The 12,850-nt window shown below is 57.9% G+C and carries 15 protein-coding genes; 14 read left to right on the plus strand and 1 reads right to left on the minus strand.

What is annotated here, in order from left to right; translation table 11 throughout:
* The first annotated feature begins 33 nt into the window (after positions 1 to 33).
* From CGLAMM_RS10440 to CGLAMM_RS10505, 14 genes are all read left to right on the plus strand, one after another.
* Positions 34 to 510: an MAPEG family protein gene (locus CGLAMM_RS10440; RefSeq protein WP_394819215.1), complete on the plus strand. Its 477-nt coding sequence runs from the start codon at positions 34 to 36 to the stop codon at positions 508 to 510.
* 261 nt (positions 511 to 771) lie between these two features.
* On the plus strand, positions 772 to 1,215 hold the full coding sequence (locus CGLAMM_RS10445; RefSeq protein WP_394819216.1) for an MAPEG family protein: 444 nt from the start codon (positions 772 to 774) through the stop codon (positions 1,213 to 1,215).
* Positions 1,216 to 1,497: 282 nt separating this feature from the next.
* Positions 1,498 to 3,018 carry a DUF2213 domain-containing protein gene (locus CGLAMM_RS10450; protein WP_394819217.1) on the plus strand — a complete coding sequence of 507 codons (1,521 nt, stop codon included), beginning with the start codon at positions 1,498 to 1,500 and terminating at the stop codon, positions 3,016 to 3,018.
* An 11-nt stretch (positions 3,019 to 3,029) separates the two neighbouring features.
* Positions 3,030 to 3,572 carry a structural cement protein Gp24 gene (locus CGLAMM_RS10455; RefSeq protein ID WP_394819218.1) on the plus strand — a complete coding sequence of 181 codons (543 nt, stop codon included), beginning with the start codon at positions 3,030 to 3,032 and terminating at the stop codon, positions 3,570 to 3,572.
* Positions 3,569 to 4,624 carry a hypothetical protein gene (locus tag CGLAMM_RS10460; protein ID WP_394819219.1) on the plus strand — a complete coding sequence of 352 codons (1,056 nt, stop codon included), beginning with the start codon at positions 3,569 to 3,571 and terminating at the stop codon, positions 4,622 to 4,624. The genes CGLAMM_RS10455 and CGLAMM_RS10460 overlap by 4 nt, the downstream gene beginning before the upstream one ends.
* A 3-nt stretch (positions 4,625 to 4,627) precedes the next feature.
* Positions 4,628 to 5,158 (plus strand): hypothetical protein, encoded by a 531-nt coding sequence (locus CGLAMM_RS10465; RefSeq protein ID WP_394819220.1) that lies wholly within the window; start codon positions 4,628 to 4,630, stop codon positions 5,156 to 5,158.
* 3 nt (positions 5,159 to 5,161) lie between these two features.
* Positions 5,162 to 5,872 carry a DUF4054 domain-containing protein gene (locus tag CGLAMM_RS10470; protein ID WP_394819221.1) on the plus strand — a complete coding sequence of 237 codons (711 nt, stop codon included), beginning with the start codon at positions 5,162 to 5,164 and terminating at the stop codon, positions 5,870 to 5,872.
* 103 nt (positions 5,873 to 5,975) lie between these two features.
* Positions 5,976 to 6,494 (plus strand): hypothetical protein, encoded by a 519-nt coding sequence (locus CGLAMM_RS10475; protein ID WP_394819222.1) that lies wholly within the window; start codon positions 5,976 to 5,978, stop codon positions 6,492 to 6,494.
* Between the two features lie 497 nt (positions 6,495 to 6,991).
* Entirely contained in the window at positions 6,992 to 8,590 is a 1,599-nt protein-coding gene (locus CGLAMM_RS10480) for a glycoside hydrolase (protein WP_394819223.1), read from the plus strand.
* 289 nt (positions 8,591 to 8,879) lie between these two features.
* A complete protein-coding gene (locus tag CGLAMM_RS10485) occupies positions 8,880 to 9,398 on the plus strand; it encodes a phage neck terminator protein (protein ID WP_418115670.1) in 519 nt (172 codons plus the stop codon).
* A gap of 16 nt (positions 9,399 to 9,414) precedes the next feature.
* Positions 9,415 to 10,578: a DUF3383 family protein gene (locus CGLAMM_RS10490; protein ID WP_394819226.1), complete on the plus strand. Its 1,164-nt coding sequence runs from the start codon at positions 9,415 to 9,417 to the stop codon at positions 10,576 to 10,578.
* Positions 10,578 to 11,012, plus strand: coding sequence for a phage tail fiber protein (locus CGLAMM_RS10495; protein WP_394819227.1), 435 nt, complete (start codon positions 10,578 to 10,580; stop codon positions 11,010 to 11,012). The genes CGLAMM_RS10490 and CGLAMM_RS10495 overlap by 1 nt, the downstream gene beginning before the upstream one ends.
* Positions 11,012 to 11,482 carry a hypothetical protein gene (locus tag CGLAMM_RS10500; protein WP_394819228.1) on the plus strand — a complete coding sequence of 157 codons (471 nt, stop codon included), beginning with the start codon at positions 11,012 to 11,014 and terminating at the stop codon, positions 11,480 to 11,482. Before CGLAMM_RS10495 ends, CGLAMM_RS10500 begins: the two co-directional genes overlap by 1 nt.
* A 23-nt stretch (positions 11,483 to 11,505) precedes the next feature.
* Positions 11,506 to 11,628 carry a hypothetical protein gene (locus CGLAMM_RS10505; protein ID WP_394819229.1) on the plus strand — a complete coding sequence of 41 codons (123 nt, stop codon included), beginning with the start codon at positions 11,506 to 11,508 and terminating at the stop codon, positions 11,626 to 11,628.
* 132 nt (positions 11,629 to 11,760) lie between these two features.
* Here CGLAMM_RS10505 and CGLAMM_RS10510 read toward each other — a convergent pair whose 3' ends face one another.
* Positions 11,761 to 12,264 carry a hypothetical protein gene (locus tag CGLAMM_RS10510; RefSeq protein ID WP_418115671.1) on the minus strand — a complete coding sequence of 168 codons (504 nt, stop codon included), beginning with the start codon at positions 12,262 to 12,264 and terminating at the stop codon, positions 11,761 to 11,763.
* Positions 12,265 to 12,850: the final 586 nt, after the last annotated feature.

Below are 12,850 nucleotides of genomic sequence, written 5' to 3' on the forward strand. Positions count from 1 at the left end.
TGCTGTAACCTCGACGGGAAGATCGCGCTAAAAATGTTTCAGTATATCGGGGAAAATGCGGATTTCCCGCCCCTGATCCTGCCCGTGATCGCACTGATCGTGTGGTCGCTCTTCATGACTCTCTGGATGGTCGTCGCCCGCGTCATGCTGGCGGTGCGCTATGCGCAGCGCGGCGAGGAAACGGTTCCGGCAACGCCGTCGCCGTCAGACAAGCCCGCCCTCCCTGATACCGTGAAGTGGATCGGTGACAATGCCAATCACCTGCTTGAGCAGCCCATCCTTTTTTACGCCCTGTGCTTCGCTGCGACGCTGAGCGGTGTCGATGACGGCATCTTTCTTATCGCGTCATGGGTGTACGTCGTGCTCAGGATCGTGCACAGCATGTGGCAGAGCCTGGTCAATGCCGTCGCCGTGCGCTTCATCCTCTATATTTTTTTCACGCTTGACCTCACTTATATGGCGGCGCGTTTCTGCTTTTATCTGTGCGTCCCGGGGGTTGACACGGTCTGAAGCGCCTTGGGGGAAAGAGGCGTTCATTACGTCCCCGAGACGGGATTCTGAAATTTTTCAACGGTATAGGGTCTGTATATATACATGTTGTTAACGGCCCTTCACGTGGTTCGGGGGAGGGGCGGCATCGATTCGACAATGTCGTGTGAATGGTACAAAAGTCACAAACCACGCTTTAAACCAATCTTTTAAAGTCTCATTAAAGAAACTGGCTCACGCAACTGAAGTTTAGTGTCAAATCAGCTAGCTAAGGAGTGAACCATGTTTTTGCCTATTCTGGCGTTAATTGCCTGGACGTTATTGATCGTTATCTGGATGGCCGTCGTACGTATGCCCGAAATGATGCGTGCCTCGCGCGCGGGCAATGCCCCCGGCAATTACGCCACTAAAATCGAGGCAGAACAAAATTTTTCCCCCCGGACACGTTGGAAAGGGGACAACGCCAACAATCTTTTTGAGCAGCCGACGATTTTCTATGCGCTCGCCCTGATCACCATGCTGTCGGGTCATGCTGATTTCACCGCCGTCTGGATGGCGTGGGCTTATGTTATTCTGCGCGTTCTGCACAGCCTCTGGCATTGCCTCGTCAATATCATTCCTGTGCGGTCGGTTATATTTTTCCTCTCCACATTGGTGCTCGTGATCATGACGATCCGTCTCGGGATGCAGCTTTTCAATTACATGCCTGTCCTGCCCAATATGTAAGGAAGCCACATCGCGCCTCATGACGCGATGAAGCAAAAAAAGGGGGCGCGGACGGGAAAGTCTGCGCCCTTTTTATGTGGCATGCGCTGACGCGTCGCATGGCCTCGACCATCAAGGATGGTCTGTCATCCAAACGCGTCGCCCCTGATGCTTCGTTTGACATGACAGGCCGCGCCTCACGATGCCGCGTCGCCCCGGTCTGCATGTTTCATCATCGAAGCCGAAAAAAACAATAAACGCCCGATAGCGCCAAAGCCCCGGGCCATAGACAGGGTGACTGAAATGGAATTGACCCACCCCGGTCCCTGCAAGGACCCCCAATGGCTGGATGATCCACGGCCGTCCCCGCCAGCGCCGTTCCAAACCGTAATGGCGCTGGATGAGACGGTCCGTCATATCGATGCTGATGGTCATCTTCATATCACGAAATGCGTACTCAGTGCGGCGGGCATCTCGCCCTATTGGGGAAGGGAAATCCCGGACCATGCCCGTCTTGGCCTGAAGCCGGACCGGATCTATCCGGTCTATCGTCCGGCCGACGTCCTTCAGAAGGCGGCATCGAGTTTCAATGGCAAGCCCATCCTGCTCTCCCATTTGCCCGTCAATGCTTCCCAACATCCGCGTGGTATCACGGTCGGTGCGGTCGGAAAGGCCGTCTTTGACGGTGAAACCGTGTCGGCCGACCTGACATTCTGGGATAATGCGGCCATTGACAGTATCTCCGCAGGCGTCAGATGCGGCGTCTCCGCAGGGTACAGTTATCGCGTGGTGGCGGAGGCGGGCCTGTGTGACGGCCAGGAATATGGCCTGAAGATGGACGATATCCGTTTCAATCATCTCGCTCTGGTTGAGACGCCCCGTGTCCCGCGCGCCGTCATTGGAGACCAGGCACCGCTGCCCGAACCGCCGGAATGTGCCGCCCGCCCACAGAGTGCCGCCCTCTCGCTCGAAAAGCAGGAGACAGGCCGGAAACCGGAGGCGCCGCCCGATCGGGAAGATGACCCTGAATCCATACAGCAAGCCGAGGCCCTCCAGTCACTCGCCCAGACGCTTTCAGACGCGTTGCGCGATGGCACTTTGACCGTCGAAACGCCTTTTGACGCCCTTAAACTCTGGCTGAAACGGGTCGTCTCAAGAGAGATCCAGGCGGCCATTCCGACGCAGCGACAGGCGAAACCCTCAGTGAACGCGTCCGACGAGGAGGATGGCACGGCACCTTGCGTCGAGATACCCGGCGCGATGGAAACACCATCAGATCGCGTGCGGCCGGTGGCACCCGCATGCCGCGATGCCGGGACAAAGGATCGCGGGGCTGAAGCGGACATGAACCCCGAAGGGAGCGCAATTTCGGCCCTCGATGAAGCCATCAGGCAGGAGCGCCTGCGTAACCAGCGTGCTGAAGCAGCGCGGCAGGCCGTTCGCCCCCTGGTTGGAGAGGTGATGGGTCTGGACGTTGCAGAGGATATTTACCGTTACGCGCTGGATCAGATCGACCTGCCCGCTTCATCCATTCATGAATCAGCGCTTTCGGCGGTTGTCGCCCTGGTCAATCGATTTTCAAGCCGTATCGGGCTCATGCCGCATCCATCCCTGGTCGGGGGGCGGGCGGCTGACGTCCCGGACTGGGCGGGCCCGACCCCTCATGACCTGGCGGAAAGGCCGTCGCCACTCGGGACGGCAGGCCTCTATGGCGGCGCCATGATGCCGGCGCCCGCGCGGTCCATTTACAGCAATCGTGATCCTGATGCTGCCAGCGCAGCACACTCCATACTCAGCGGCATTGCGGTGCCCAAAAAACTGTAAGGAGGTATGATATGGATACAGCAGAAATACTGAGTTTCGACCTCAAAATCGGCTTTCCCGGCGATATCGCTTCCTGCAATCCCTATTATCCGGCCATCGCGCGCGGTGTCGGGATAAGAGCGGATGAAAAAGGGCTGACGGTCGGGCGTTTCGTCTGGCTCAAGGATGATGCGTTTGTCGGGTCTTCCTCAGGCTGGGCCGGGCAAAGTGTCAGCCACACGCCGAAAGCGACGGAAGCCCCCCTTGGCATCGTCATGCGCCGTCTGGACAGCACGATGCTTACCCTCTCGGATGATCAGCTCCCCATGATCCCTGCGGGCGACGCGGTGACCATTGCGCGGGCGGGCGATATTTTTGTCATCACGGAAACAATCGCGATGGCGGGCCAGGCCGTCTTCGCGCAACCGGGCACAGGTGCAATCATTACTTCCGCACCTGATCAAATGCCGGCTGACGTCATCGCAACATGTTTTACTGTGGCGCAGGGCGGGCAGGCGGGGGAGGTCATCGTCATCTCGGCCATTGGCCATTCGCGTGAAGGGAGTATGCAATGATGGTGCCATTTCGCCAGGAAGCGCAACGCCTCGCCGCGGATTGGGGTATTCATCTGCCCGGTGTCACGCATTACGCGACGGAACCCCATTCTCTCAGCGCGATGGATGATGCGTCCGGCACCCGCCCCCTGCCGGGCATTCCCGATGTGCTGACAACCACGATTGACCCTCAGGTCGTCCGCGCGCTGGTGACGCCGACCCGGTCGGAACAGATTTATGGCAGCGGCAAAAAAGGCGATTGTACAAGGCGGACGATGATGTTCCCGGAGGCGGAAAGTGCCGGTTACGTGACGCCCTACGGAGATTATGAGCCCAATGGCATGGCGAACACCCGTATAAACTGGGTCTCCCGCGAGTCCTTCTATTTCCAGACCTGGGCGCGATATGGGGATCTGGACGTGCAGATGCTGGGGCTTGCCGGGGTGGCGCTGGCGACGGAACAACGCCTGGCCGGAGCAACCGTCCTCAACAAGGCGTCCAATAAAATGAATCTTTTCGGCATTGCCGGGAGGGCACTTTACGGCGCGCTGAACGACCCGCGCCTCCCGGCGGCGATCCAACCGACTGCGAAAGCCTCGCCAGGTGGCAAGGGCACGGTGACAAGCTGGACGGACACAAATGATGCCATCGCCGTCTATGGCGATTTTGTTTCGCTTTTCTCGCAGCTGACACAGCAATTGGCGGGCCAAATCGATACGGAGACGGAGCTTGTCGCCGTCATCCCGTCCGAACGTGCCCCGGTGCTGAAATATATCGTCTCATACGGTCTCACGTTGGAAGATATGCTCAAAAAAGGCTTCCCGAATATGGTGATCCGCACCCTGCCGGAAGCGGGGCCATCCTTATCCGGTGGGGCGCAGAATGTCGCCATGATGCAATTATTCGTGCCGCGCCTTGATGGCGTTGACACGGTGACGACGGCCTTCACTGAAAAACTCCTGATGCACCGGCTTGAGACTTATTCGAGCTACATGCAGCAGAAAATGTCGCAGGGCGGTTGGGGCACGATCTGGCGGCGCCCGCAGGCTTGCGCGACGATGGTGGGGATCTGACCGGTGCTGACACGTTTCAAAACCCGCTCCCAACCCGTTGAAGCGTCGCGCGACCGCGGGAAAGCGCCATCCGCCCCTTCTGAAAAGGGTCGCGCGGCGGAAGTGGGTGAGATGGTGCATGTGATCTGCCGTGTCCCCTCCGGCGTCATCCTGCGCCTTTATGACCCGGAGGAAATTATGACCCGACGCCAGGCCCACCAATCGGGCCAGCCTGTCACAGCGTTGCTGCGGCCGATCGCTGAGGTGAGTCTCAAAGGCGCCCGGGAGGATGCGCGTTTTGATATTCGGGATAACCGGATATTAGGCTGCCACGGCGTCACCCGTGTTTCCCGCGATTTCTGGGAGGCGTGGGTCCTTCAGAATAAGGAAAGTGATCTCCTCCGCCGGAATCTGATTTTCGCGGACACGACCCGACGCCGCGCGCGGGACCAGGCCAGTGAGTGGGCGCAGTCACCGACAGGTTTTGAAGGTCTCGATCCGAATAAATTACCGGTTTCTTCGGTCAGTGCGGATACATCCATGACAGGGGGCTGAACCATGTCCGATGAAGAACGCCACGCATCTGATGACGCATCTTCCCCGCACTCTGAGGCAGAAAGCCCTGGTTTGGAAGTCGATCTGTATCTCACCTCGCCATCTGACGCGGATGAAGAGGCCGAAGCTTCACGTGACACAGCGTCCGGTGATCGTGACCGGACGTTAGCGGGCAAGCAGGTTTTTGACGCGCCGGGACATGTGGCCACCACCTCGGCGTCTGAAACGTTTGCGGGGGGCGATTCGGGCGTTGTCACGTTTGACTACGCCCATTGGGCCGCGCATTTCTCCGAGTTGGCGGATTTTACGCCGGCGGATCGGGCGGCGGCATATTTCGATATGGCGCAATACCTCTATCTTAATAACAGCGCGGCGAGCATCGTGCGCGATCTCAAAAGCCGGGCCTGGCTCCTCGACCTCCTCGTGGCGCATCTCGCCTGGCTTTCACGACCGGAGGCGGCGGGCGGCGCGGGGCCGGGCTCGGTCGGGCTGGTCACGGAGGCGCGTCAGGGCTCCATCTCCGTCAGATATGACGGGGGGGACAGCCGCCCTCCGCGACATGGTTTATGCAAAGCCAGTTCGGCGCAACCTATTGGCAGGCAATTTCCGCGTGGCGCAGTATGCGCTTCATCCCGGCACGCGCGTCACGGGCAAAAATCTGGCCGTGACGACGAGCCCCGTTTTCTAAGCCGGTCCCAGGTGGGGCACTTATGACAGGCGGGGTGCGCCCGGCACGTGGAAGGTTTCTGCGCGAGGTTGCCGGATGGCGCCTCGCAAATCCGAACTCCCAATTTCCAAACCAAACATGGAGAGAGCCATGTCGATTATTCAGGCTGCGGGGTCAGCGCTGCGGCGCGTTCATGTGTGCGTCGGAGGCGTGTGGCGTCGTGCAACGCGCACCGTTATTGATGATGACGGGACGGCGCGCGTGGAGCACGACGATATTCCAGTCCGGTTGCAGGTCCAGGCCGCAACCTCCGCTGAAATTTCGCTGCTCGACAAGCTTCCGCGTCAGGCAGAGCATCGCATTGTCTATATCCAGCACCCGATCCAGCCTCTCAGTGCGTCCCGTCAAAGAGGGGGTGATATGATCCGGTTCTTCGGGGCGGATTGGCGGGTGACGCAAGTGCTTGAGGTTTGGGATCAGGAGGGCTGGTCAAAACTGATCGTGACGCGGCAGAGCGATGATGATGCCCCAACGCGTATGGAAGCGACAACCGCCAGCCTCGCGCATGTGACCCAGGCGGGGAAGGGCCGTGTATCCGGCTTCCGCACGGGGTCCGAGCCCTATGCCTCGCTGCGGCGTCACGGCGTCAACCGTCAGGGCGTCATTTAGCCGCCTGCAAGGATGACATGTCCCGACAGCCGCGAAATGCGGTTAAGGTCGAACGGTTCAACGCGGATCTTCACTCTCACTGAGGCGGGATGTCTCAATCGACGTCCGTTCTCCTATTTCAGAAAAAGAATTAAGTCGTCACATCATGACGCCGCGCTAAAGTCACTTGAGGAACGGACAGAAATTAGTCTGAAAAAACGTCTCCACAGTGTCTGAAGGCGGGATCACCCTTTCATGATGGGTGGGCGGGATCAAATGACGCCCTCCTTTTCATGACGGACTTCACGCTTCTTATAAATGTGCCGTGAAGTCGCATTACCTTGATCATCACCCTCCTTTTTGCGTCAGACGTGACACGTTCAAGGGGCAGAAGGGACCGATCCCGTAAAGAGGGGGAAAGCCCCTTATTTCCGAGCCCCTGAAAAAGCTCGATGATTATTTAATTGAAGAATTTTATCCATAAGATCCGAAAAAAAATTAATAATGGAACGAATAAAATGAAAGATGTCATACTTCAAATTCTGCAGGAGACAAAAGACGCAATCAACGAAATCACAAAACGTGATGACTTTGATAAATCGACGCTCGATTACTCGAAATTTTCGGATTATTTCTGTGGCGTCTCAGTGAGTGATCTCGTAGCGCAAAGCGACATCTATGATCTGAGCATTTTATCGGAAGTTGAAGACTTACTCTCACAAATTCAGTCGCTGCGCAGCGCGCGCCCTGACGGTGCCGACGCAATGGATGGGGCGACGAAACAATCCGGCAAATCCGAACCTCTGAATTTCTTCTGGGATAAAAAAGAAAAAATCTATTACAGCGCGCCAGCCCAGGCGATTGACGGTTTCGGCGTGTTCGCGGGGCGCGGGACGGTTTTTTACGAGGATAAAAACCGGGACAGCATGTTGAGTGACCTTTTTTCAAAAGAGGGTCTGCACCTGTCCATCCTGAGAGCTGAGATTGATTACGATTACAAGAGTTCGGACCTGGAGGAACCCATTAATCAATATTGGGTATTGAGAAACGCCAAAGAGAAATATGACATCGACAAGATCTTCGCCAGCACCTGGTCACCCCCTGCCTGGATGAAGACCATCCCCGGCCAGATTGAGGGAAAAGATTTCAATAGGCTTGACCCTAAAAATGATGATGTTTTCTGCTGTTACATTCTGAAGATCAGCATGGATTTCGAGCGGGTGGGCATCCCTCTCTATGCTGTCTCCCCCATGAACGAACCGGAATTTCCGACCCCCAGCTGGGCCGGTACGATCTGGCTGCCGACCGATGTTGCACGATTTGTGCCCAAGCTTCACGTCACGCTCAATCGCTTCGGCGCCAACACGAAGACAATTATCGGAGAATGCGCCAACTGGGCCGTGTCTGATATCTACACATTCTGCAGTCTCTGCATCATGTGGGTGAGTGGCACGTTGGACAAAGTGGAGATCTGCGCCAGTCACGGTTACACCATCCCGAACCCTCTCAGTGGTGACACGGATGTGACCTACAACCAGAAATCCTATAACTGGGTCTTCGATCGTTTCAGCAAACAGAGATGGATCACCGAGATCTCTGAAACCACAGAGTTTGACCCGAGCATGAAGAAAGGTCTGGAGTTTGCCTCCAGTCTTCATGGTTTCCTCACGCGAGGGAACGTCAATGCCTTCACCTTCTGGCTGGGCGTCGAAAAGACGAGTAATGAATGCCTGATCAAAACGGATGGCGAGACTTACACCAAGGGGAAAGTATATTCCGTATACGGCAATTACACGAAGTTCATCAGCCCTGGTTATACGCGTCTCACGACGTCGAGAAACACATCCTATAATGGCGTCCTTTATTCAGCCTACAAGGACCCGACTAACGCCGACTCTCTCACGATGGTCACAATCAATCAAAGTGACCTTGATAGCGATATCGAGTTTGAGGTGGTCGATTCCGGCATTCAGGTTCTGACGCCTTATCTGACCGCAGAGGGCGAAGATAATAATTGGAAAAAACTGGACGACATCCATCTGGACACGTCGTCAAACAGTTTTAAAACGACCATCCCGGCGAACAGCGTCGTGACATTCAGGGAAGCGGCCGCCTAAAGCGCCGTCGTCGGGCATTCCGCGTCTCATCTTAACGGGTTCCGTCCGTAGATGACGCGGATGCCCGTCACGCATGGCACAGCGCCATGCAGTTCATGCGGGCGCTGTGACGTGACATGTGGGCAACCTCTCCTCCTTCCCCTCGGGCACAGGTGCGCAACGCGGCTTTGACGGTGAGAATGGCGGGCCACCATGACAAAACGCCGGACCGGACAGGGCCCCCCGCGCGCGGGGCCCCGCCGGTTGATCGCATCGCGCCCTGGCGGGGCCGTTTACCAGGATGATGGTCATGAATCAGTCTTTCCCCAAACCGGACATGTCGACGGCGCTGACATTGTTGCGGCGTTGGCTGCTGACCCTCCTGCCTGAGGGGACGGTCATTATGAGGGCGCATCAGAATAACGTCCCGGCGCCGACCGGGCTTTACATCCTGATGCGTCCCCTCCTGACGACGTGGCTTTCGAGACCATGGCGGGGTTTCTCGGAGGGGACGGTCACGACCTACACAATATTGCGCCTCGATATCGAGCTGTCGATTGCTGGAGACGATGCGGAAGCGATCAGTCACTGGATCGCGCTGCACTTTAATGACCCGTCCGTCATCTCATGGTTTCACGCGCAGGATATGCAGGTGACACCGCTCGAATCAACGTCTCCCGTCAGTGACGTGGCACGGGATGACGCGCGCGGTTACGTTGTTGGCTGGAAGTGGGAATTGGCCTTCCAGCTTAATCAGACCATGTCGGCCCGGATTGACACGGCGGAGGCCGCCGCCATCCAGGTCGCGCCGACCCACCGAGCCGAATGAAAAAGGAGAAACGGCTTTGTCTGGTATACCCCTTTCACAAATCGTCAATGTCGTCCCGCGTGTCATCACGCCGCAAACCCCCAGCAACTTCCTCGACCCGCTCATTCTGACGCGTAATATGGATGTCGTCGGACCGGGCGACGTCATCTCATCTGATTCTCCCTCGGATGCTGCGTCGCTATTCGGCGCCGGCTCCGTTGAGCATCAGATGGCGTCGGTGATTTTCGGTGGGTTGAAAGATGTGTCGCGTTTACCTACGCAGATTTTCTTCGCAGGCGTATCGGATGATGCCAGTAAGATTTCAGTCGATCTCGACAAGGTCGCGCAGGGTTGGAGCAGTTGGGTCGGCTTTGCGCCGGCCTTTGTGCCGTCACAGGACGTCGCACGCAGCATCGCTTACTGGCTGCTGCTCAATACCCGATATTGGGCCGTCATCTGGGACGATAATATTAATGCGCTTGTCAAGGATCAGGGAACAGATGCTTCCAAATGGTCGCTCGGACGGTTTCTGCAAAATCTCGCCAATACGCGCAATATCTCCCTCGTCTATAAGGATTTCAAAGCCGCTGCGCTTGCACTGACATGGATGGCGACGCTCGATTTTGACAGGACGGACGGGCGGCGCGCTTTGGCTTTTACGCAAAGTGATTTCGTGACGCCAAGCGTTTCCGAGGCCGCTGACGCGCAGACATTGCTCGATGGAAATTACAGTTTCTACGGCGATTACGGCGCGGCAACGGGGAGTTTCGCGTTTTTCTATGATGGTCGCGTCCTGGGGCCAAGCCAATGGGCGGATGCCCTGATCTGCCAGACATGGCTGGCCAATCAGCTTCAATATGCGCTGATCACACTTTTTATGCAGCAACGTGCCATCCCATTTACCGCCGAAGGCGATGCGATGATTACCGCCGCTTGCCGGGATGTGTTGGTCAGAGCCGCAAATTTCGGGATCATCCGCACCGGCGTCACCTTGTCGCCGGACCAGAAAGACACCGCCAACCGCGCCGCCGGGCGCGATATCTCCAATGAGCTCTATAATCAGGGATATTATCTGCATCCCGGCGCGTCCTCCGCCAGCCCGGAGCAAAGGGCTGCCCGCAAGATTCCCGGGGCCATGCTTTGGTACAATGACGGCGGTAGCGTGCAAAGCATCGATTTCAATGTCGTGGAGGTGGTGTAATGGCGTTTAATCTGTCGTCAGCTGACGGGGTCTTCACCCTGACGGTCGAAACGTTGTTCAACGCACCGCTCACGCTTGAGAACTGGGGGACGGATCGCGCCTGGGAGGCAAATGCGCTGGACCAGGTCGAGACTCAGATGAGTATTGATGGGCATCTCAATGCCGGGTTCGTTCCGCGCCCTGTCGATATGACGTTATATCTCAGTGCGGCTTCCCCAAGTGTGGTGGATTTTGAAGTCATCATGACCGCGCAGTCAACATCCCGTACAATCTACCGTTTGGATGGGGAGCTGACCCTGCCGGGCATCGGTCGGAAATATACCTTCAGCAAAGGCGTCTTGCTTTCCGGCGCGCCACTGCCGGATGGGACGCGTATCCTGGCGAACCGCGCCTTCAAATTGCGGTGGGAGCGGGTCTTCCCGGTTGGCGTCTGATGGCGCGGCGTGAGATCGAAATCACCATTTCCGAGCCAGGTGATGATTACGGTAAAACCTTCTATATCCGGCGTATGTCGGCCTGGGATGCGGATCGCTGGGGCCGACGCGTCATTTACGCCTTGCTGCAAAGCCAGGTTGAGATTGAGGATCTCGACATTGAGCAGGGCATTGCGGGCCTGGTCGGGCGGGGTCTTGAACTTCTGGCTTATATCCCGCCAGACACGGCGGACGCACTTTTTGACGCGCTGACGGATTGCGTCTTCCGCCGCCCGGACCCGCGTCATCCGGGTGTCGAGATGCCGCTTCGGCCCGATGATGTTGAGGACGCACTGACCATCGCGATATTGCGGGAGGCGGTTTTCCGGTTGCACACGGATTTTTTTTCGGGCGTGCAACGCCTCTTCTCCCCCGATGGGAAAGCGACGTCGGATTTGGAGAAGGAAGACGCGCCGAGGCCCGCTGCGTAAACCTGTCCAGCGCCTTCGCCCTGGTGCTGCAATCCCGCCTCGCCACCTTGCACGAATTGCAGACGATTTATGACAGTGAGGATTTTCATCTCCTCTTCGAGGCCGCCATGGTCAATGCCTATAATCGTCAGGGAGGCGCCTCTTGAAACAGGCTTTTCCGGCAGGACGCGTTTTCAACGTGACGTTCAAAAGGCCGAAACCGAAGCGCCGCAAGGGCACGTCGCCAGCCGCCCTTCTGACGCACTCTCACCGTCGCCTTGGGAAACCGCATCCCATGCTCAGACTGATGCGTCTCTTGCGCGTGGCGCCGCAGGATGTCGTTTCCCGAAGCCCGGCCCGACACGATCCGCATCACATCCGGGGATATCGTCATGTCGACCTCGCCAAACAGAGGCGCGCGGGGCGGCACGGATGGCGGGGCCATGGCGATGCTGCACAACGTCAATTATCTGCGCCTTTTTCGCTTTCGAGACGGGGGCGGGCCGTTCACGAGACGTCCCATATTGTTTCAACGGAAAGGGGAAGGCGAGGTGACTCTGGCGGCGCGACATCGATACGCCCGTCCTCCAGATCTGGGATTGGACATATAAGCGGAAAACGCCTCTTCCCGTCGCCGCGGCGCGACCCATGGCGCGCGGGACTGGCACACATGGGCGGTCACGCCGCGCGCCACAGCGCACCCAGACCCGCTCATGCTGCAAAACCCGCTTTTCGAGGGTCGTCACGGCAGGCAGGCTTGAACGGAAATGCTGATCTTTTCCCGTCAGATGGGACCTTTCCATCGCGAAGACATGCATTTGTCACGCGCCGCGCGTCGAGACATGCGCGCGCGACCCATTTTCCCCGGAGACGAAACATCGCCGCGGCGTCACTTCGGCAATTTTCTGACCGCGTCTTTACGGGGGGTAAGGAAACAGGCATCGCTGCGCACCGTTTTGCCGGGCGCGGATTACCGTACACCATGCGGCACCGCCGCGCGCCGCGTCCAGGCCATGGACGCCTGCAAGCGCATGAAGTGACTGCCACATTCGGGCCGCCAACCCAGCGACGTGCAAAGCAGCGCGCGGGGGTTGAGCGCTTCGACCCTTTCAGAATCTCCGCCCGGGGCCGCACGCCTTCATCCCGCGCTGACCGCGGCACCCGTGAAAATAGATTGTCAGACAGGGTGAGAAACCGGGCCTTCCGCCCGCTTCGGCGTGACGCGACGGTGCGCGCTTCCAGATACGATGAGACGTTATCTCCCCGAAGACCGCATATGCGTCCGCCGCCGTCAAAGCGGACGGAAACCGGGCACGGAACGCGATCGGAAAATTCTGCGCCGGGCCCTATGCTTCACGGTTGCCTGGCTTTAGGGCAGGCACGCCGCGG

Source organism: Sorlinia euscelidii (assembly GCF_036452135.1).
Classification (GTDB): Bacteria; Pseudomonadota; Alphaproteobacteria; order Acetobacterales; family Acetobacteraceae; genus Sorlinia; species Sorlinia euscelidii.

What these genes read in the sequence shown, in the direction of transcription:
- CGLAMM_RS10440 (WP_394819215.1), top strand. Translation starts at nt 34, where the DNA reads ATGTTTCAGTATATCGGGGAAAATGCGGATTTCCCGCCCCTGATCCTG.
- CGLAMM_RS10445 (WP_394819216.1), top strand. Translation starts at nt 772, where the DNA reads ATGTTTTTGCCTATTCTGGCGTTAATTGCCTGGACGTTATTGATCGTT.
- CGLAMM_RS10450 (WP_394819217.1), top strand. Translation starts at nt 1,498, where the DNA reads ATGGAATTGACCCACCCCGGTCCCTGCAAGGACCCCCAATGGCTGGAT.
- CGLAMM_RS10455 (WP_394819218.1), top strand. Translation starts at nt 3,030, where the DNA reads ATGGATACAGCAGAAATACTGAGTTTCGACCTCAAAATCGGCTTTCCC.
- CGLAMM_RS10460 (WP_394819219.1), top strand. Translation starts at nt 3,569, where the DNA reads ATGATGGTGCCATTTCGCCAGGAAGCGCAACGCCTCGCCGCGGATTGG.
- CGLAMM_RS10470 (WP_394819221.1), top strand. Translation starts at nt 5,162, where the DNA reads ATGTCCGATGAAGAACGCCACGCATCTGATGACGCATCTTCCCCGCAC.
- CGLAMM_RS10475 (WP_394819222.1), top strand. Translation starts at nt 5,976, where the DNA reads ATGTCGATTATTCAGGCTGCGGGGTCAGCGCTGCGGCGCGTTCATGTG.
- CGLAMM_RS10480 (WP_394819223.1), top strand. Translation starts at nt 6,992, where the DNA reads ATGAAAGATGTCATACTTCAAATTCTGCAGGAGACAAAAGACGCAATC.
- CGLAMM_RS10485 (WP_418115670.1), top strand. Translation starts at nt 8,880, where the DNA reads ATGAATCAGTCTTTCCCCAAACCGGACATGTCGACGGCGCTGACATTG.
- CGLAMM_RS10495 (WP_394819227.1), top strand. Translation starts at nt 10,578, where the DNA reads ATGGCGTTTAATCTGTCGTCAGCTGACGGGGTCTTCACCCTGACGGTC.
- CGLAMM_RS10500 (WP_394819228.1), top strand. Translation starts at nt 11,012, where the DNA reads ATGGCGCGGCGTGAGATCGAAATCACCATTTCCGAGCCAGGTGATGAT.
- CGLAMM_RS10510 (WP_418115671.1), bottom strand. Translation starts at nt 12,264, where the DNA reads ATGGAAAGGTCCCATCTGACGGGAAAAGATCAGCATTTCCGTTCAAGC.